The 19,040-nt window shown below is 60.5% G+C and carries 18 protein-coding genes and 1 pseudogene; 7 read left to right on the forward strand and 12 right to left on the reverse strand.

Features of this window, described 5'->3' with window-relative positions:
- The first annotated feature begins 318 nt into the window (after positions 1-318).
- Positions 319-1,461 (forward strand): AI-2E family transporter, encoded by a 1,143-nt coding sequence (locus HA46_RS11635; RefSeq protein WP_084884378.1) that lies wholly within the window; start codon positions 319-321, stop codon positions 1,459-1,461.
- A 132-nt stretch (positions 1,462-1,593) separates the two neighbouring features.
- On the opposite strand, the gene HA46_RS11640 is transcribed toward HA46_RS11635, so the two are convergent.
- Complete coding sequence (locus HA46_RS11640; protein WP_084884381.1) at positions 1,594-2,160, reverse strand: UPF0149 family protein; 567 nt, start codon at positions 2,158-2,160, stop codon at positions 1,594-1,596.
- Between the two features lie 420 nt (positions 2,161-2,580).
- On the opposite strand from HA46_RS11640, the gene tcuC reads away from it, so the two are divergent.
- Together tcuC and HA46_RS11650 are read left to right on the forward strand one after the other, a co-directional pair.
- Positions 2,581-3,891: an MFS transporter gene (gene tcuC, locus HA46_RS11645; protein ID WP_084884384.1), complete on the forward strand. Its 1,311-nt coding sequence runs from the start codon at positions 2,581-2,583 to the stop codon at positions 3,889-3,891.
- Positions 3,892-3,901: 10 nt separating this feature from the next.
- Positions 3,902-4,708, forward strand: a complete 807-nt coding sequence (locus tag HA46_RS11650; protein WP_084884386.1) for a substrate-binding domain-containing protein — start codon at positions 3,902-3,904, stop codon at positions 4,706-4,708.
- Here HA46_RS11650 and HA46_RS11655 read toward each other — a convergent pair.
- Positions 4,665-5,582: a LysR family transcriptional regulator gene (locus HA46_RS11655; protein WP_084884430.1), complete on the reverse strand. Its 918-nt coding sequence runs from the start codon at positions 5,580-5,582 to the stop codon at positions 4,665-4,667. The genes HA46_RS11650 and HA46_RS11655 overlap by 44 nt on opposite strands.
- A gap of 368 nt (positions 5,583-5,950) precedes the next feature.
- Here HA46_RS11655 and HA46_RS11660 point away from each other — a divergent pair, with 368 nt between their 5' ends.
- Both HA46_RS11660 and HA46_RS11665 read left to right on the forward strand, forming a co-directional pair.
- Complete coding sequence (locus tag HA46_RS11660; protein ID WP_033788886.1) at positions 5,951-6,574, forward strand: pyridoxamine 5'-phosphate oxidase family protein; 624 nt, start codon at positions 5,951-5,953, stop codon at positions 6,572-6,574.
- Between the two features lie 252 nt (positions 6,575-6,826).
- On the forward strand, positions 6,827-7,762 hold the full coding sequence (locus tag HA46_RS11665) for a LysR family transcriptional regulator (RefSeq protein ID WP_033788885.1): 936 nt from the start codon (positions 6,827-6,829) through the stop codon (positions 7,760-7,762).
- Here the strand turns inward: HA46_RS11665 and mdcH are convergent.
- The 9 genes and pseudogenes from mdcH to HA46_RS11710 all read right to left on the reverse strand — a co-directional run bounded on the left by mdcH (position 7,743) and on the right by HA46_RS11710 (position 16,005).
- Positions 7,743-8,645 (reverse strand): malonate decarboxylase subunit epsilon, encoded by a 903-nt coding sequence (mdcH, locus tag HA46_RS11670; RefSeq protein ID WP_084884388.1) that lies wholly within the window; start codon positions 8,643-8,645, stop codon positions 7,743-7,745. The genes HA46_RS11665 and mdcH overlap by 20 nt on opposite strands.
- The gene (locus tag HA46_RS11675) at positions 8,642-9,262 is read right to left on the reverse strand and encodes a malonate decarboxylase holo-ACP synthase (RefSeq protein ID WP_033788883.1); all 621 of its coding nucleotides are present in this window, start codon (positions 9,260-9,262) and stop codon (positions 8,642-8,644) included. The genes mdcH and HA46_RS11675 overlap by 4 nt, the downstream gene beginning before the upstream one ends.
- A 1-nt stretch (position 9,263) precedes the next feature.
- Positions 9,264-10,224 (reverse strand): annotated as a pseudogene (locus HA46_RS11680) (AEC family transporter).
- Between the two features lie 137 nt (positions 10,225-10,361).
- Positions 10,362-11,162: a biotin-independent malonate decarboxylase subunit gamma gene (gene mdcE, locus HA46_RS11685; RefSeq protein WP_033788881.1), complete on the reverse strand. Its 801-nt coding sequence runs from the start codon at positions 11,160-11,162 to the stop codon at positions 10,362-10,364.
- Positions 11,162-11,995: a biotin-independent malonate decarboxylase subunit beta gene (locus tag HA46_RS11690; RefSeq protein ID WP_033788880.1), complete on the reverse strand. Its 834-nt coding sequence runs from the start codon at positions 11,993-11,995 to the stop codon at positions 11,162-11,164. Before HA46_RS11690 ends, mdcE begins: the two co-directional genes overlap by 1 nt.
- Positions 11,988-12,287: a malonate decarboxylase acyl carrier protein gene (gene mdcC, locus HA46_RS11695; protein ID WP_033788879.1), complete on the reverse strand. Its 300-nt coding sequence runs from the start codon at positions 12,285-12,287 to the stop codon at positions 11,988-11,990. Before mdcC ends, HA46_RS11690 begins: the two co-directional genes overlap by 8 nt.
- Positions 12,288-12,295: 8 nt before the next feature.
- Positions 12,296-13,150, reverse strand: coding sequence for a triphosphoribosyl-dephospho-CoA synthase (locus HA46_RS11700; protein WP_084884391.1), 855 nt, complete (start codon positions 13,148-13,150; stop codon positions 12,296-12,298).
- Complete coding sequence (gene mdcA / locus HA46_RS11705; RefSeq protein WP_033788877.1) at positions 13,150-14,805, reverse strand: malonate decarboxylase subunit alpha; 1,656 nt, start codon at positions 14,803-14,805, stop codon at positions 13,150-13,152. Before mdcA ends, HA46_RS11700 begins: the two co-directional genes overlap by 1 nt.
- 282 nt (positions 14,806-15,087) lie before the next feature.
- Complete coding sequence (locus HA46_RS11710; protein WP_084884393.1) at positions 15,088-16,005, reverse strand: LysR family transcriptional regulator; 918 nt, start codon at positions 16,003-16,005, stop codon at positions 15,088-15,090.
- A gap of 136 nt (positions 16,006-16,141) precedes the next feature.
- Between HA46_RS11710 and HA46_RS11715 the strand changes: the two genes are divergently transcribed.
- The gene (locus tag HA46_RS11715; RefSeq protein WP_033788875.1) at positions 16,142-16,708 is read left to right on the forward strand and encodes a non-oxidative hydroxyarylic acid decarboxylases subunit B; all 567 of its coding nucleotides are present in this window, start codon (positions 16,142-16,144) and stop codon (positions 16,706-16,708) included.
- Positions 16,709-16,746: 38 nt separating this feature from the next.
- Positions 16,747-18,255, forward strand: a complete 1,509-nt coding sequence (locus HA46_RS11720) for a UbiD family decarboxylase (RefSeq protein ID WP_084884395.1) — start codon at positions 16,747-16,749, stop codon at positions 18,253-18,255.
- Positions 18,256-18,348: 93 nt separating this feature from the next.
- Here the strand turns inward: HA46_RS11720 and HA46_RS11725 are convergent, their stop codons facing one another.
- On the reverse strand, positions 18,349-18,981 hold the full coding sequence (locus HA46_RS11725) for a hypothetical protein (protein WP_084884398.1): 633 nt from the start codon (positions 18,979-18,981) through the stop codon (positions 18,349-18,351).
- Positions 18,982-19,040 lie beyond the last annotated feature (59 nt).

Consider the following 19,040-nt stretch of genomic DNA (forward strand, 5'->3'; position numbering starts at 1 on the left):
GCATCGACGGCCGCATTACCGCGTCGCCCTGCACTGCCGCCTTGCGGCAGCACGACGATTCGCGGCAAAAAAACGTCTCTCCGCGGCGGGAGTAAACGATTGCGCAGGATTTTTACACACCTTAACGACAGGCTTCAACCGCGATGCGCCGATCGTGCATATTTAGGCCGAATATCCGCTAACGCGGCGATGCGCCCGCTTTGTCGCGCGCGCTCCGACGCGCTGGATATAAATTTCAAACGAAACCGCAGATTGGCATTACAAAGCGCGCCGGGCGTTCTATAGTTCACCCGCAACACTTAATCCTGAGGTTTATGCATGCGTGTTAAAGGACTAAATATCGGTTTCTTCATCGTGATTCTGGCGATAGTGACCGTTGCGTTTTTCGATGTACTGGCGCCCTACTTTTCCCCGATTCTCTGGGCCGCCATCCTGGCGGTGATTTTCGCCCCCCTGAAGACCTGGCTGCGGCATAAAATGGGCGATCGCAACGGTGTGGCGTCGCTGGTGACGCTGCTGATTATCTGCCTGATCGTGTTTACGCCGCTGGCGGTTATCGCCTCTTCGCTGGTGGTGGAGGTTAACGCCGTCTATCTCAAGCTGCAGAGCAATTCGGCGCAGTTTCCGGCGGTATTCGCCGATCTGCTGCATCACCTGCCCGGCTGGCTGCGCAACTTCCTCTCTGAGCATCAGATGAATAACGCGGCGCAGATCCAGCAGAAGCTGTCGACCTTCGCGCTCAAGGGCGGCCAGTATATGGCGGGCAGCGTGTTCCTGATCGGCAAAGGCACCTTCACCTTTACCGTCGGCTTCGGCGTGATGCTCTATCTGCTCTTCTTCCTGCTGAAAGATGGCTCCTATCTGGTGCATCTGATTCTGGAGGCGCTGCCGCTTTCGACCTACGTGAAGCATCACCTGTTTATGAAGTTCGCCGCCGTTTCGCGCGCCACGGTCAAAGGCACGGTAGTGGTCGGCATCGTGCAGGGGATTCTGGGCGGGCTGGCGTTCTGGTTTGTGGATATCGACGGCAGCCTGCTGTGGGGCGCGCTGATGGCGTTCCTGTCGCTGATCCCCGCCGTGGGTTCGGCGATTATATGGGTGCCTGCGGCGATATTCTTCTTCGCGACCGGCGCGCTGTGGAAGGGGTTATTCCTGGTCGGTTTCTTTGTGGTGATCGTCGGCCTGGTAGACAATATTCTGCGTCCGCTGCTGGTGGGCAAAGATACCAAAATGCCTGATTACCTGATTCTGATCGCCACCTTAGGCGGCATGGAGATTTACGGCATTAACGGCTTCGTGATTGGTCCGCTGATCGCCGCGTTGTTTATCGCCTGCTGGAACCTGCTGTCGGGCAAAGATAACCGCGACAACGTCGAAGAGATTGACGAAGAGTTTATCGAAGAAGGGAAAAAGCTGTCGGACGAGGCCGCACTCGGGAATGACGCGGGGAGTGGTGCGTGAGCGGCATCCCTGCCGGCTCGGCCCGCGCGAACAGGCATTTCATCCCTGAGGAGCGGTAGCTGCCGGGCCAACGCCCGTTTTTACAGGCTTAAGGAGCCGTCTGTGTGGGACCCACTCAGACGGCTCCGGCGCTTAGTGAATCGCGTCGGTTTTGCCATGCCAGTAGTTATAGAGACGCAGCGCCGCAGGCTGGATAGCGTCAGTGCTCTGCAAGTAGGCGATCTCATCCATACCGTCGAGTTTTTCGACCTCATCAATATCGCCGTGCAGCGCAATCGCCTGCAGAGACGGCTGTAGCTCGGCGGGCAACTCCGGCCATTCCGCCAGCGCCACGCCGGTCATATAGCCGAAGCACCACTCTTCCACCACCAGCAGTTCGCGGCCGTCCATTTCACGGTAGCCGAACAGCGGCTCAAACTGCTCCGGGTAAAGGCTGAGGCGCTCGGCGATATCGTTCATCATCCGCGCCGCCAGGGTATTGAAACGCTGCTCATCCGCAGGATCGTCCCAGTCCGGCGCGCTTTCGCCCCAGATAACCGGCTTCATCGCATCAAGCGCCAGCGGCGACGGACTGGAGAGCGCCGCGGTGAAAAGACCGTCCAGCTCGCTGATATCGATCAAGCCGTCTTCGCTGTCGTGCTCCATCAACACATCTTCCATCCACTCGATTTCGTCTGCGTTCAGTGGGCCTGTAGCCATGGTAATTCCTCTTGTGGTGTGTCGAAGGTGTGGGCGGCGCACGCTGGCATGCAGCCCTGTGGAAAGTCGGGTGAGAAAACCGCGTCTCAGCGGGGAATCTGTTTCGCTGCGGGTAGTGTGCCTGAGAGCAGGCGCGAAGCCAACCAAAGAGACCGGCGGCAAGCGAATGTCGTACCACGTCGGTATGAAGCCGGTCACGAAATTGATAAGGCAAAAAGGAGCCGTCAGAGGCGGCGAGCGGTCGCCTGTGCGCGCTGTCGCCAGTCGCTGCCGGATGTCGCTCTCAGCAGGCGGAAAATTCATGCGCCGCACGCATTAATCGATACGCAAAATGCACTTATTAACTCCGCCTTCCTGTTCCAGTCTTGAGTCACAACAAAGTAATGAATCATTAACATTACGTAAACGCTGGAGCATTTAATGGAAACATCCTCTGCATCAATCAACACGGTTTGCGCCCGGGCAGGCGCGATCCTTCGCGTCACTTCGGGAAACTTTCTCGAACAGTTCGACTTTTTCCTGTTCGGCTTTTACGCCACCTATATCGCCCACACCTTCTTTCCGGCGAGCAGTGAATTCGCCTCGCTAATGATGACCTTCGCCGCCTTCGGTGCCGGCTTCCTGATGCGCCCCATCGGCGCGGTGGTGCTGGGCGCCTATATCGATAAAGTGGGCAGGCGCAAAGGGCTTATCGTCACGCTCTCGATTATGGCGACGGGCACCTTTCTGATCGTGTTGATCCCTTCCTATGCGGCGATCGGCTACTGGGCGCCGCTGATTGTGCTGATGGGACGGCTGCTGCAGGGCTTTTCCGCAGGCGCGGAGCTGGGCGGCGTCTCGGTTTATCTCTCTGAAATCGCCACCCCGGGCAAAAAAGGCTTCTATACCAGCTGGCAGTCCGGCAGCCAGCAGGTCGCCATTATGGTGGCCGCGGCGATGGGATTCGCCCTCAACGCCCTGATGGAGGAGAGCGCGATTCGCGACTGGGGATGGCGCATTCCTTTTCTGTTCGGCTGCTTGATCGTACCGTTTATTTTCTTCCTGCGGCGCAATCTGGAGGAGACGGCGGAATTCAGCGCGCGCCGCCAGCATCCTGAAATGCGCCAGGTCTTTAGCACGCTGCTCGGCAACTGGAAAACCGTGATGGCGGGCATGCTGATGGTGGCGATGACCACCACCGCCTTCTATCTGATCACCGTTTATGCGCCCACCTTCGGCAAAAAAGTGTTGATGCTAAGCGCATCGGACAGCCTGCTGGTGACCCTGCTGGTGGCGGTCTCAAACTTTATCTGGCTGCCGATCGGCGGAGCGATCTCGGATCGCTACGGGCGAAAACCGGTGCTGATCGCCATGGCGCTGATCGCCATCGCGACCTCCTACCCTGCCCTTAAATATCTGGCGGCCGATCCGAGCTTCTACTCGATGCTGGGCGTGCTGCTGTGGCTCTCGTTTATTTACGGGCTCTACAACGGCGCCATGATCCCGGCGTTAACGGAGATCATGCCGGTCTCGGTCCGGGTCGCGGGCTTCTCGCTGGCCTATAGCCTCGCCACCGCGCTGTTCGGCGGCTTTACGCCCGCCATCTCCACCGCGCTGATTGAAGTGACCGGCGACAAAGCCGCGCCTGGCTTATGGATGAGCTTCGCCGCCGCGTGCGCGCTGCTGGCGACCCTGTTCCTCTATAAGCAAGAGGCGGTCCATCATCACGCCGCTAAAAAAACGTTTGGTTAAGGAAAAACAGATGAAACGATTGTTACCCCGCCTGCTGCTTATCGCGCCGCTCTGCCTCCTGAGCTGGGAGACGTCGGCGAAAGAGATCACGGTCATGATCTCCGGCGGCTTCAAGGCCGCCTGGGAAAAGCTTAGTCCCGCTTTCGCCGCTGAAAAAGGCTATACCATCAAGACGGTGCCGGGACCGTCGATGGGCCAGTCGCCAGAGGCGATCCCCAACCGGTTAGCCGCGGGCGAAAAAGCGGACGTCATTATTATGGTCGGCTATGCGCTGGATAAGCTTGATAAAGAGGGACGCCTGCTGCCCGGCACGCGCACCGAGCTCGCCGACTCAAAAATCGGCGCAGTGGTGAAAAAAGGCGCCGCCGTGCCCGACATTACGACGGCGAACGCGCTCAGGGCTACCTTGCTGAAGGCGCACTCTGTCGCCTATTCCGACAGCGCCAGCGGGAAATATGTCGAGACGACGCTGTTCAACAAGCTGGGCATCGCTGAACAGCTAAAGCCTAAGGCGAAGAGGGTCGAGAAAACCCCTGTGGCGCAAAGCGTCGCCAGCGGCCGCTACGAGATCGGCTTCCAGCAGGTCAGCGAACTGCTGCCGTTGGCCGGGGTGACCTTTATCGGCAAGCTGCCGGAGGATATGCAGTATGTCACCCGCTTCGCCGGCGCGGTCTCTAACCATTCAGCCCAGCCGGAAGAGGCGAAAGCCCTGCTGGCGTACCTCTCCTCTCCCGGGGTGCAGCAGCAGATTCAGGCAACCGGCCTCGATCCCGTTAGCGGTCGTGCGCCTGCCCCTCAGCCGCGTTTATCGCAATAATCATCGCCTCCAGCTCACCGGCAAGATGCGGCAGCTCCTGACCGGTGCGCTTCACGATGCCGACCGTGCGGCGCACCGTCGGCTCATGGAGGGGAATGGTGGCTAAAAAAGGGTGGCCCCCTTTCGGCATCGCCATCCCCGGCACCGCGGCGATCCCCAGACCGGCCTCCACCATGCCCAGCAGCGTCGTGACGTGACGCGTTTCGCAAACGCCCGGCTTTTCCGGCACGATGCCCGTCAGCGCCTGATCGAGCAGGTTGCGGTTGCCCGAGGTTTTATCCAGCCAGACATAGGGCCAGCTATAAAATTCCCGCCAGCTCAGACTCTTCCTGCCGGCGAGCGGATGGTCGCGCGGGCAGACGGCGACGTAGGCTTCATCCACCAGCGGCAGAAACCTGACATCCGGCTGCGGCGCGCCGGTAAAGCTCAGGCCGAAATCAGCCTGCCCGGCGATCACCGCGTCGTAGACGTCACCGGCGCTGGAATCGATCAGCTTAATACGTACGCGCGGGTAGTGAAGCTGAAACTGCGCGATGACTTTGGGCATAAAATAGTAGGCGGCCGACGGCACGCAGGCGACAGTCACCAGGCCCGTTCGGTTCGAATTGACATCCCCGACGTTGGCGATGGCACTCTCTAAATCCTTCAGGATCTGCTGCGCGCGCGGCGCGAAACTGCGGCCCGCCATGGTCAGGCTAACGCGCCGCGTGGTTCTTTCGAACAGCCTGACGCCAAGCGACGTCTCTAACTTATCGATGCGTCGGCTCAGCGCCGGTTGAGAAAGATGAATCGCCTCTGCGGCGGCTTTAAAGCTTCTGAATGTCACCAGAGCCTGAAAAGCGTAGAGATCGTTAAGGTCGACGTTTAACGTCATCGGCTTCATATCGCAGTGGGTTCCAGGTTGACGGCGGTAAGCGCCTTATTCTACAGGGATATGCCGCCGTTGCGGGCATCTTTGCTACACCCCGTCACTCTAATCCCCTCAGCAGGCTGCCAGGCCTTCCGCATCCGCCAAAAAACGTCGGCGGCCTCCTCTTTAAGGTTTTCCGACTGAAACTGGACGCCGCTGCAGGCGGGGCCGAGCGCTGCCTCGTTGCAGGCCGGTTATCTGCTGGCTGGGGGCAAAGGCTGCGTTGTCGCAGGCTCGGCCTGAAATAAAACGGCACGACAGCCGGTGCGCCGCTGGCTGCGCTGCTGTATAAAAGAGAAAAGCGCATATCTGCATACTGAGGCGGTGACGTAATGACGAATGAAAAGAGAGGCATTACTTGCGAAGCGGAACTGGAACGGATTTATGGCGCGGTCGCCAGACCCTCGCTGACCAAGGAGAGCGACCATATCCATCCCGCCTACCGCCCTTTTATCGAGGCGGCGCCCTTTGCGGCGCTCGCGACCTCGGGACCGGGCGGGCTTGACGTCTCGCCACGGGGCGATCCGGCAGGCTTTATCGTTATCGAAGATGCGAAGACGCTGTTGCTGCCTGACCGGCGCGGCAATAACCGCATCGATAGCCTGCGCAATATTCTGCACGATAATCGCGTGGCGCTGCTTTTTCTCATACCCGGCATCGGCGAAACGCTGCGGGTAAACGGCACCGCGGAGATCTGCAACGATCCCGATCTTCTTACCCGCTTCGCCGTCAACAACCAGCTGCCGAAAACGGTGCTGCGCATTAGGGTGGATAGCGTCTTTTTTCAGTGCAGCCGGGCGATTATTCGCTCAAAACTCTGGGATCCCGCCGCACAGATCGCGCGTGACAGTCTGCCCAGTCCGGGAGCGATCCTGCATCAGCTTTCGCAAGCGGAAATAGACGGCGAGGCCTATGACCAGGCGCTGCCGGAACGCTTAAAGAACACGCTTTACTGAACGGCCTGCCCTCAAGCCCTGATGCGATCGGGGCTCTCTGCGTTTATTCACTCTTCTCTTTGCCGGATCAATACCTGCTCTGCGGCGCCAGTTTATATTCCCTGCGGAATACAGGATTCACAGTACACTTAGCCGAAGAAGCACGCATTCTCTTGCGCTGCGCGCTGGCGATCCCGCGCGTTGGCTTTGCCTCTTTTGTCGCGCCAGGATTATTCTTTACGCCCGCTTAAGGAGATCCGCGAAGGAAAAAGCATGAATAACGATATCAATCAGGAGATTACCTTCCGTAAGCTCAGCGTTTTTATGATGTTTATGACCAAAGGCAATATCGCTCGTACGGCGGAGGCGCTCGATCTGAGCAGCGTCAGCGTGCACCGCGCGCTGCACACGCTGGAAGAGGGAATCAACTGCCCGCTGTTTATCCATAAAGGACGCAATCTGGTGCCGCTGCCCGCCGCATGGACGCTGCTGGAGTATTGCCAGGACGTTACCGCGCTGATGAGTAAAGGCATAGAAGAGGCAAGACAGGTAGCAGGCGTTGGCTGCGGCCGATTAAGGATCGGCACGCTCTACTCGCTCACCCTGGAGACGATTCCCCGTCTGATTATGGGCATGAAGCTGCGGCGCCCCGCGCTTGAGCTCGATCTGACCATGGGCTCCAACCAGACGCTGCTCAATATGCTTGAGGACGACGCGCTCGACGCGATTCTGATCGCCACCGACAGCGCCGAACTCAGCGACTCGGCTTTTGATGTGATCCCGCTTTTTCACGACCATATTTTTCTTGCCGCGCCGGCGGGCGAAAAGCTCGATACCTCGCGCGACGCGGATCTGCGCGACTACGCCGATCGCGACTTTGTCTCGCTGGCGGAGGGCTTCGCGACCTACGCCGGGTTTCAGGAGGCGTTTCAGGTGGCCGGATTCCAACCGCGCATCGTCACCAAAGTAAACGACATCTTCTCTCTGGTCAGTCTGGTACAGGCGGGCATGGGCTTCTCGCTGATCCCCGGCCGCATGAAAAAGGTTTATGAAAACAGCGTACAGCTGGTCCGCCTGGCAGAGCCTTACCAGATGCGCCAGCTGGTTTCCATCGTCTACTCGCACCATCGCGAGCGCGATCAGGATCTGCTGGCGCTCGCCGCAGAAGGCCGAATGTACGCGCGCAGCCTTACTGACTCAGCCGTTTAGCCAGGTGGAGCGCAACCTCGACGCTGTTACGCTCCATGCAGATCGCCTCTCCCTGCCAGCCCGCCTGGTGCGTCAGCGCGGTCAGCACATTGCCCGGCGGCATCTCAATCGCCAGCCTGGCGTCGCGCTGATTGGCCGCGATCACGGCGTCGCTCCACTGCACGGTGCGCGCCATATTGAAGGCCAGATCGTCGGCGATCCTGGCGGGTTCCCAGATCACGCGGCCGGTCGAGCCGCTCAGATAAGCGCATGAGGGCCGCGACAGCGAGACCGAGCCGAAGGCGCTGGCCAGCTCCGCCGCCGGCTTATCCAGCAGCGCGCAGTGGGACGGTACGCTGACCGCCAGCCGCGCCGCCTTGCTGGCGCCCGCGTCGAGCGCTTTTTGCGCCACGGCCGCCATATCCTCGTCGCGTCCGGCGATCACCGTCTGGGTTTCCGCATTGATATTGGCGATATAGGTATTGCTGCCCGCCATCAGCTTCTCCAGCTGGCTGAGCGTCAGCCCGACGATGGCGGTCAGGCCGTAGCCGTGAGGATAAGCGCGCTCCATCAGATCGCCGCGCAGCGCGACCAGCCGCAGCGCGTCGCTGAAATCGAGCGCGCCCGCCGCCACGGCGGCGGGATAGGCGCCGATAGACAAACCGCTGACGATATCCGGCTTCACGCCGTTTCTGATCAGCTCGCGCGCCCAGGCGACGCCGACGATCAGCAAGCAGAGCTGCACCGCGCGCGTGTGCCGCAGCGCCTCCGGGCTGTCGAGCGCGTCGGTCTCCTCTCCCAGCACGGCGCGCACGCTGCTCAGCAGCGCCTCTCCGTCAGGGAGATTGCGCAGCATGCCGGGGCGCTGCGTGCCCTGGCCAGGAAAGGTAAAGAGGATTTTCATACAGTCTCCCTGCTCCAGGGCGACGCGGTCAGCACCGGGCCGGCGGCGGTTTTCACCAGCGCGCGCCCTTCGCGCAGCCACTCGCTAAGCGCGAAGGCGCCTGACGGCGTTTCAACCTGGGTGTCGACGCGGCAGGGCAGACTCTCCGTCTGCGCCTGCCACTGCTGTAAAAGGTCGCGCGCCAGCGGCTGCGGCGCGCGGATGGTTAAATCGAGGTCGCTGCCGGAATGCAGCACCGGAATAGCCGTTGCCAGCGCATAGCCGACGCTGCCGGTAACCCCCCAGCGCCAGGGCCAGCGGTGCTCGCTGAGCGCAAGCGCCGCCTGGATCGGGCGGTAAGCGACAAAGGGCGACGCCAGCAGGCGGGCGCGATCGGCGACCATTTCCGGCGTAGTGACGTGCAGGATATCCGCCGTCTGCGCCCAGGCGGCGGCGCGCTGATCCCGCCGCGCGCCGCGCACGCCGACCGGGATGCGGTCGGCCGTGGCGACATCGCGCCGCACCACCACCGGCAAACCGGCGTGCCACTGCTCGCTGACCCACGCCTCTTTCACCGACAGCAGTACGCTATCGGCGCGAAGCCAGAGGAGATCGTGAGGGCGCGGCGTCAGAGTCATATCAAATACCTGAAGTCAGAGTAATAAACAGCGGCAGAGAAAGAATACACAGAATCGAGCTGAGCAGCAGCACCGCCTCCGCATCGGGCGACTGCACGCCAAAGCGGTTGCCGAAAACGACGCCGAAGAAACCGGCAGAGAGCGCGATCATCAGGATGGCGGTAACGGCAACCGGGCCGCTCAGGCCGAGCGCGGCGACGATGCCCCAGGCGATAAAGGGCTGAACCAGCAGTTTGACGAGGGTGCCGACGCCAACCACCGCGTTGAGTTTCAGCTTACGCGCCGAGAGGATCACGCCGGTCAGAAACAGCGCAGCCGCCGTGGCCGCCAGTCCCAGCGGTTTAATCGCCGCCAGCACCAGGTCCGGCATTTTGATGCCGATCGCCGACAGCACCACACCCACCAGCGGGCCAAGCACGATCGGTTTTTTCACCGAACGCCACATCAGCACCGGCAGCATCGCAAAGGTGGAACCGTGATCTTCACCCGCGGTGCGCGCCTTTTCGCGCTCCAGAATCAGCAGGCAAAGCGGCGTCAGCAGCACCGAGCCGCAGGCGATCGACACCGCCACAGAAAGCGAGGTGGTGGCGTTTTCACCCAGCACGCTGCCGAGGATCGGCAGCCCCAGCGCGGCATAGTTCGGCAGCGCCACGGTGAGCGTCAGCACCGCCGCATCCTGAGGGGATTTTTTTAAATACTTTGGTCGCGAGAAAATAGATAGCCGCATAGGTAATCCACATGGCGCCGGTAATGACCACAATCAGCGGCCACTGCGCCACGATCCCCGGCCAGGGCGTCTGTACCGTGGCGCTGAACAGCGCGGCAGGCAGCGCAAAGTCCATTACGAAGATATTAAGCAGCGAGACATTTTTATTGTCGACCATCCCCGCTTTACCGGCCCAGAAGCCGAGCAGCATGATGACAAATATTGGCGCAAGGGCATGAACAATTGTGTAAATCATAAATCACCTGTATTTAAGAAATAAAATTTCAGTCACGCGATGTTTATAATTTCTAAAAGCGGCCCCTGCGCCGGGGTGCAATTACGCACCCCGAACGGACCGTTTCCGGCAGGTCTTTTTTTATTTATTTACGGCTATTACCAGGCTGCGCGCATTCGTTCGCGCACCAAAGATGAGCTGCGGCGGTTTTCCGCGCCGAGCCGGGTTTTCAGGGAAGGATCATGACGCGCGTCGGCAATCGCCTTTTGCAGCGCAATCTCTACCTGCGCCAGATCGGCGTCGGAGGGGGCGTCAGGATTGCCCACCGTCAGCAGATCGGCCAGCAGGCCCAGCGTAGCGAAGTTGCTGACGTCATAGGCCATCGGCGGAATGGTCGCCGCCAGTTTTTCCAGCGCCTCGACCGTACGCAGCGTAATGCGCGCGGCGGACGCTTTGCCCATCGCATGCACCAGCACGCCCCGATCGTTAATCGCGATCAGACGGTTCGCCTGATAGCCGTGCGCCAGAAACGCGCCCGACATCGCCTTGCCGACAATCAGGCCGATCACCGGATGTCCAGCCAGACGCGCTTTGGCATAGGCGCCAGCCGCGCCGGCAAGCGCCTGATGAATGCCGAACGCCTCTTCGCGTCGACCGTAGGCCTGGCTCGGCACGTCGATGACCGCGATAATCGGGCGCTTCACGTCGCTGTTTTTATCTGCGTCGATGGTTTCATTCACCACCTTCGCCAGCGTCCAGCCCTCCAGCAGCCCGACTTCGCCGCGCGCGGCGCGCGGGTAGTGGTTGTTTGCATCGGGCACCACGGCGATCAGACGTACGCGCTCGCCGTTGAGTTCGCCGTCAGCCACCTGAACGGAGTCGCACAGGCCGCTCAGGCGCTGCGCATTAGGTGCCAGTTTTTCCAGCCAGGTCGCACCGCGGCTGATAGTCTGGGTCATTATTTATCCTCCCGGGCAAAAAGCTGTTTAATCTGCGCCGTATCCGCCTGCTGACGCGTATCGAAACGGGTCAGACGCGGCAGGAAGTCGGCATATTTGTCGCTGCGATGCTGCGCCGGCACGCCCTTTTCGATAAAGCCATTCATCGCGGTTTTCACGGCGTTGATGCCGTCATCGACCAGCGCGTCGGCCAGTCCGCTCGCGTAGCGGATTTCGCCGCCGGTCATGCTCCAGATAAAGGGGCGGTCGCGCGAGTCGTACTCTTCGATGCCCGCTTCCTGCTCGATAACCTGCGGGCCGTTAAGCCCCAGCCGCGCCTCGCGCGTGACGATCAGATAGCTGCAGAGCGCGGCGGCGATCGACATGCCGCCGAAGCAGCCGACGGTGCCGGCGATAATGCCGATAACCGGCGTATAGCGGCGCAGGTCGACAATCGCGGCGTGGATATCGGCAATCGCCGCCAGCCCCAGATTAGCCTCCTGCAGGCGCACCCCGCCGGTTTCCAGGCAGAGCACCGCCTGGGTCGGAATGCCGTTGCGGTTGTCTTCAGCCGCCAGCTCTAACGCCGCCGCCATTTTCGCGCCGGACACTTCGCCCATGCTGCCGCCCTGGAAGGTTCCCTCGATGGCGATGACCACCGCGGACTGGCCGTTAATCGTGCCGCGCGCCACCACCATGCCGTCGTCGGACTGCGGTACGACGCCCTGCGGCGCCAGCCAGGGCGACATGATGCCCTCAAAAGGATCGAGCAGTTCGCGGTAACTGCCCTCGTCCAGCAGCGCATGGGCGCGATCGCGGGCGCGCAGTTCGATAAAACTCGGATCGTTACGCATGGCTCACCTCTTCAAAAACCTGTTCGATACGGATGCGCGCAACGCCCGGCGTCGCGCCGAAATCGTGAATGACCATCTGCCCGGCAGGCAGGCCGTTGATCAGGCTGAGGCGATCGAACAGCGCCTTCCAGCGGGTGTCGCTATTGTCGAGGGAGGTGGTGATATCAATACTCAGCGTTTGCCCTTCGGTTGCGGTGAACAGCACTTCCATATCACCGGAACCAACGACCCCTGCAAGGGCTCTGCCGCTGAAGGTGCGGTTAGCAGGGAAAGATAATGTGATGTGTTCCATAACGTCCTCTAAAGAAAAGAGTGATGGGCCGTAACGGCTACCCTGTCAATGAACAGCGTGGCGGCCAGCAGATCGGCGGCGCCTCCCGGCGAGGCGTTCAGGGCCAGCATGTCGGCATCCAGCTGCGCCAGCGCGCGCTGGCCTTGCGCCGTCATGCAGCCACCGGCCAGCAGCACCGCCCGGGCGCCCGCCTGCATCGTCTGCAGGCCTTCGAGGCCGGCGCGGGAAAGCACGCAGGTGTCGCTGAGGGAGGTCATGATCGCCATCAGCGCGTCAAGCCGGGCTTCGCTTTCGCTCGCGCCCGCCGCGCGGCTGCGCAGCAGCGCCAGCCTGACGACGTGGGGAAAGGCCTGCTGCGCCTCTTCCCGCGCGCCAGGCACGCGATAGCGATGCGTCGCCTTCAGCCCTTTGCTGAACAGCTTCGGCGCGGCGCGATCGGGCAGGCTGGCCAGCGACGCCGCGGTACGGGCGAGCCGCTCCGCGTCGGCGCCGCCGCCGTTCATCGCCGCGGCGCTGACCAGCAGGCCCAGCGCCCAAATCGCGCCCCGATGGGTGTTGACGCCGCCGGTGGCCGCCATCATCTGCCGCTCCCCTTCCCGCCCGAGACGGCCGACCGCTTCGCGCAGGGCGACGTCAGCCGGACGCTGCCAGCACTGACGCGCCAGCTGCAGAAAAGTCGGCTGCAGGCTGCGGGCCGAGCGCTCCATCAGCGCGAGCGTCAGATCCTGATGCGCGCCGTTGCCGCGGCTGTCCACCAGACCCGGCTTCGGACTGAGGCGCGCCTCATCGATCAGGCAGTCGCGCGCGATGGCCGCCAGCTGACTAACCTGCGCCTCGGCTTGAGTCTGTGACAGGAGTTTCATTACCAGCTCCGGAATTTTGCCGGCGGGTTGTAGAGGCCGCCCGACCATTCGACCAGATCCGCGACGCTGCCTGCGGCGAGCAGAGAGCGCGTGGCGTCTGAGCGGCGAATGCCCATATCTTCCGGATAGACGACCTTGCCGCTTTTACGCAGCGCGGCCACGCGCGCGGCGTCGACGCCCAGACCAATATCGGTGATGCCCGCTACCGCAGCCACCATGGCGCGGCGCTCTTCCAGACTGTCGGCGCGATAGAGATAGGCGATGCCCTCTTCGGTCAGCACGTGGGTCACGTCATCGCCGTAAATCATTACCGGCGCCAGCGGCATGCCGGACGATTTCGCCACTTCCACAGCGTCGAGCTGCTCGACGAATGTCGGCTTCGCGCCCGCCTGGAAGGTTTCCACCATCTGCACCACCAGCTTTTTACCGCGCTGCATCGGGTCTGGCTCGGTAATCATATTGAGCCAGGCGGGCGTCGCATGGCGGCGACCGTGGGGATCGTGGCCCATGTTAGGCGCGCCGCCGAAGCCGGAAAGGCGACCGCGCGTCACGGTAGAGGAGTTCGCCAGCCCGTCGACCTGCAGGGTCGCGCCGATAAACATATCGACCGCGTACTGACCGGCCAGCTGACAGAACGCACGGTTAGAGCGCATCGAGCCGTCGCTGCCGGTGAAGAAAATGTCTGGACGGGCGCGGATATACTCTTCCATTCCCAGCTCGCCGCCGAAGCAGTGCACGCTCTCTACCCAGCCGCTCTCAATCGCCGGGATCAGCGTCGGATGCGGGTTTAGCGTCCAGTGTTTACAGATTTTGCCTTTCAGCCCGAGCTGCTCGCCGTAGGTCGGCAGCAGCAGTTCGATTGCGGCGGTGTTGAAGCCGATGCCGTGGTTGAGCGACTGCACCTGATGTTCGGCGTAGATGCCTTTGATCGCCATCATCGCCATCAGGATATGCTCCTGCTTGATCAGACGAGGATCGCGCGTGAACAGCGGTTCGATGAAGAAAGGCTTGTCGGCGACGACAATGTAATCTATCCAGGACGCGGGAATATCGACGCGCGGCAGGTCGCTTTCGTCATCCACCAGCTCGTTGACCTGGGCGATAACGATGCCATCGCGGAACGCGGCGGCCTCCACCAGCGCCGGCGTATCTTCGGTGCTGGGACCGGTGTAGAGGTTGCCTTTGCGGTCAGCTTTATAACCGGCAATCAGCGCCACGTTCGGGCTGAGATCGACGTAGAGGCGGGAATAGAGTTCGATGTAGGTGTGGATGGCGCCAATTTCCAGCTGACCATCCTGCAGAAGCTGGGAAATACGTAAACTCTGCGGGCCGGAAAATGAGAAGTCGAGTTTGCGGGCGATGCCCTTTTCGAAAATATCGAGATGTTCGCTACGGCCCACGCTGGGCATAATCATATGCAGGTCGTGTACTTTTGCCGGATCCACTTCAGCCAGCGTACGCGATAAAAAATCCGCCTGCTTCTGGTTATTTCCTTCAAGGACAACGCGGTCCCCTGGAGCAATTAATTTTTCGAGCGCTTCTACCGCTCTTTCAGTAGGGATTACTTTACCGTCTGCGGGAAAAGATGCCAGTCGACGCGCTTTTTCACTGCGGCGCGTATTCCATTCCCGAACCGGCGCTTGGCCAGCGTGCATTATAACCTCCTGATTCAGATAACCATTATTTCGTTTATGCTGGATGGAGTCTGCGCTTTCTGCTCAAGTGATTCAATTAAGGCAAGGGGACGATCATTAGTCTTAGAGTAATGATTCAGGGATCGTAGTGGAGATAAGCGAAACACAAAAACTGAGTGTAGACGCCATCTTCAGGAGAAAAAGGCAGGAGCAAAATATTTCTTCAGTTTGCAATATATATTTACCACGCATTTCTGTTTTTTAATCCGCCTGAATAGCCAGGCTGCAAGCATAATATGCGGATTATGCTGGTTGTTTTTTCTCGCTGACAGACGGCATAAACAGCGACTGCGTATTTTTAATAAAATGCATCATGTCGCTATTTTTTCTTCCCTCTTTCCAGCAAAGGTACAAAGAGGTGGTGATATCGGTGCCGGTAATATCTAACGCCACCACATCCTGACGCAAAAAATTACGCTGCGAAGCGGGAATGCAGGTTATTCCCATCCCCATCGCCGTCAGGTCAATGGCGGTGTTGACGTCCCGTGCCCGCACTATTTTCGCCGGCACCAGACCCGTTTCCGTATACATACGCAGCACGGTGCCGCCCAGCCCAACGCCGTCGGGATCCTGCTGAACGATCAGGGTTTCGCCAGCCAGCTCGCGCAGGCTGATCTGCTTATCCCCTGCGCGCGGATGGTCGTCGGGTATCACCGCGCTCAGCGCCGTCTGATGGATTTCCCTGCAGGCGATAAAGCGAAAATCGGGCAGCGGCCCGCGCAGGATGCCTGCATCCAGCTCGCCGCTTTGCAGCAGCCCGATCTGCTGATTGACGTTATATTCCATCGGCTCAAGGCGGATAGCCGGAAACTGGCTTCTGAAACTTCGCAGCGCCCTGACCAGCAGCGGCTCGAGCACCGCCGTGCCGACATAGCCGAGCCGCAATAATCCCCTGCTGCCGGCGGCGACCTCTTTGACGGTTGCGCGCAGGTTGTCGAGCCTCTGCACCGTGCGCTCCGCCTCCTCGAGCAGCAGTTGCCCTTCGACCGTCAGGCTGACCTGTCGTTTGTTCCGCTCGAACAGCCTGACGCCCCAGCTCAGCTCCAGCGACTGAATATGCTGGCTCAGCGCGGGTTGCGTCAGGCCGACCTCCGCCGCCGCGCGGGCAAAATGCAGGGTGCGCGCCAGGGTAATGAAGGATCGAAGCTTAGGGTATTCCATGACTCACCTGATAAAGATTGCTTATTAATAAAAGCATAATACCAATTAGACCCTTATCAGTCTCGGCGTTATCTTCCTCTCATACCGCCATCCGGCCCTTCGGGCTGGGCATCTTTCACCTGACTCAGGAGGCTGCATGAGAATTATTGTCGGCATGACCGGTGCGACGGGCGCGCCGCTCGCAGTGACCCTGCTGCGCAAACTGGCGGCGATGCCGCATGTAGAGACGCATCTGATCGTCTCCCGCTGGGGTAAAACCACCCTGGAGCATGAAACGGGTTTGCAGCTTAGCGACCTTAAAGCGCTGGCGGACGTTTACCACAGCGCCGGCGATCAGGCCGCGACCCTCTCCTCCGGCTCCTTTGTCACCGACGGAATGATCGTCATTCCCTGCAGCATGAAAACGCTGGCGGGTATTCGCAGCGGTTATGCTGAAGGGTTGATTGGCCGCGCGGCGGACGTCGTGCTGAAAGAGCAGCGCAAACTGGTGCTGGTCGCGCGGGAAACGCCGCTGAATACCATTCATCTGGAAAATATGCTCGCGCTCTCCCGCATGGGCGTCAGCATCATTCCCCCTGTTCCCGCCTGGTACAACCATCCCGAGACCATCGCGGATGTTGAAAACCATATCGTCGGTCGCGTGCTCGATCAGTTCGGGCTGGATACCGCGCAATCGACCCGCTGGCAGGGCCTGACCCGTTAAACAACCGGCTGCCTCTTATTTTGATCCAGGAGAAAAATATGACAGACATTGCACATCGTCCCGCAGAGGAAAAAAGCTTCGATCTGCGTGCCGCCATCGACATACTGAAACAGTACGAGGGCGAATATATTGAGACCAGCGAACCGGTGGATCCGGCCGCAGAGCTGTCAGGCGTTTACCGTTATATCGGCGCAGGCGGCACGGTAATGCGCCCGACCCGCACCGGACCGGCGATGGTCTTCAACAAAGTGAAAGGCTATGAGGATTTCCGCGTGCTGATCGGCCTGCTGGCTTCGCGCCAGCGCGTCGCGCGCCTGCTGGGGGTGCCGAAGGAGAATCTGGCTAACCTGCTGCGCGAATCGGTGCATCGCGCCATCGCGCCGGTGGTGATCCCCAACGAGCGAGCGCGCTGCCAGGAGGTGGTGCATCTGGCGTCCGACGAGGGATTCGATATCCGTACGCTGCTGCCGGCGCCGACCAATACCCCTGAAGACGCAGGCCCCTACTTCACGCTCGGCATGTGCTACGCCGCCGATCCGGAGACGGGAGAGCATGATGTAACTATTCACCGTCTCTGCGTGCAGGGCAAAGATGAAATCTCGATGTATTTCGTTCCAGGGCGTCATCTCGATCAGTTCCGCATCAAAGCGGAACAGGCTGGCAACGCGCTGCCTGTCACCATCAGTATCGGCGTGGATCCGGCAATTGAAATCGGCGCCTGCTTCGAGCCGCCGACGACGCCGCTGGGCTTCGATGAGCTGGCCATCGCCGGCGGGCTGCGCGGACGCGCGGTAGAGCTGGTTGAAGGGGTCGCGGTCAAGGCGCGCGCCATCGCCAACGCGGAAATTGTGATCGAAGGCGAGCTGCTCCCCAACTATCGCGTTCAGGAGGATCAGCATACCCATACCGGCAAAGCGATGCCGGAGTTCCCAGGCTATACCGGCGAAGCGCAGGCGGCCGTGCCGGTAATTAAAGTGAAGGCGGTCACGCACCGTAAGCACCCTATTTTGCAGACCTGCATCGGACCCAGCGACGAGCACACCAATCTCGCCGGCATTCCGACCGAGGCCAGCATTCTCGATATGGTGGAGCGCGCGCTGCCGGGGCTGGTGAAAAACGTGCACTGCCCGTCGCCGGGCACCGGCAAATATATGGCGGTGCTGCAGATCAACAAGCGCGGCCCGCAGGATGAAGGACGCCAGCGTCAGGCGGCGTTACTCGCCTTCTCCGCCTTTTCAGAGCTTAAACATGTTTTCCTGGTGGATGACGATGTCGATATCTTCGATTTGAGCGATGTGATCTGGGCGATGACCACCCGCTATCAGGCCGACATGGATACGGTGTTTATTCCCGGCGTGCGCTGCCATCCGCTCGATCCGTCGCAGGATCCGGCGTTCAGCCCCTCGATCCGGGCGCACGGCATCACCTGCAAAACGATCTACGACTGCACGGTGCCTTATGACCTTAAGTCGAACTTCCAGCGCTCGCAGTTTATGGAGGTTGACGTTAATCGCTTCGTGCCGGGTTTTATGGAGAGTGCAAAATAACGGCCGGACATTGTCGCTGCGCCAGCGAGCCAGCGACAACCTCCCGCTCTGCCCTGCCGGAAAGCGCCCCCGAGTGCGCTCCGGCAACGGCGCTTAATCGAGCTCTACCGTGCTGATCACCACGCGCCGGTTGAGGTGACTTTCCGGCTCTGCGCCCCAGCAAAAACCGGCCCAGTGCTCGCAAAACTCATCCCATCCGCGCACGCGCTCCAGCTTTCTGTCCTGCCAGGCCGCATTATAGATATAGACGTAGTGTCCCGAATCGCGCAGCGCCCAGGCAATCATGCCTTCCCACATAACGCGAGCGGCATTGGTCTGTGCGCTGTCGGTAACGATGACCGAGTAGGTTTGCAGAAAGTAGCGGAAAAAGCGGCGGGCGATGCCGTGCACCGCATGTTCATGTTCGGGTTGCCGGGTGCGCCATACCATGACCTGAATGCAGGCGCGCTCCGGTGAGGTAAAATCCTGCGTCTCATCCAGCCTGACCGCATATACCGTTTCCGGCACAGCTTCACTGGTCACCATACGGTACTGCTTTTCATCTGGGCAGCTCACCAGACGGTAGCCAAACGGCAGCGTATAGCCAGGCAGGACAAAATCAGCGTGACCGCGCGCAAGAAAAGCCTGAGTATTTATTCTGTTGGTCGTTTCGGGGCTCAGCACCTGGTTGAAGCTTGTGTCGGGAATAAGGATGGGCATCTCATCGTCTGCTATAGATTTTTTCACGGGCTCTCCTCTGGTGCCGGAGGGGTTAAGGAACAGACAAAAGTGTAGACGAGAACTGA

The sequence above is a fragment of the Pantoea septica genome (assembly GCF_002095575.1).
Lineage (GTDB): Bacteria > Pseudomonadota > Gammaproteobacteria > Enterobacterales > Enterobacteriaceae > Pantoea > Pantoea septica.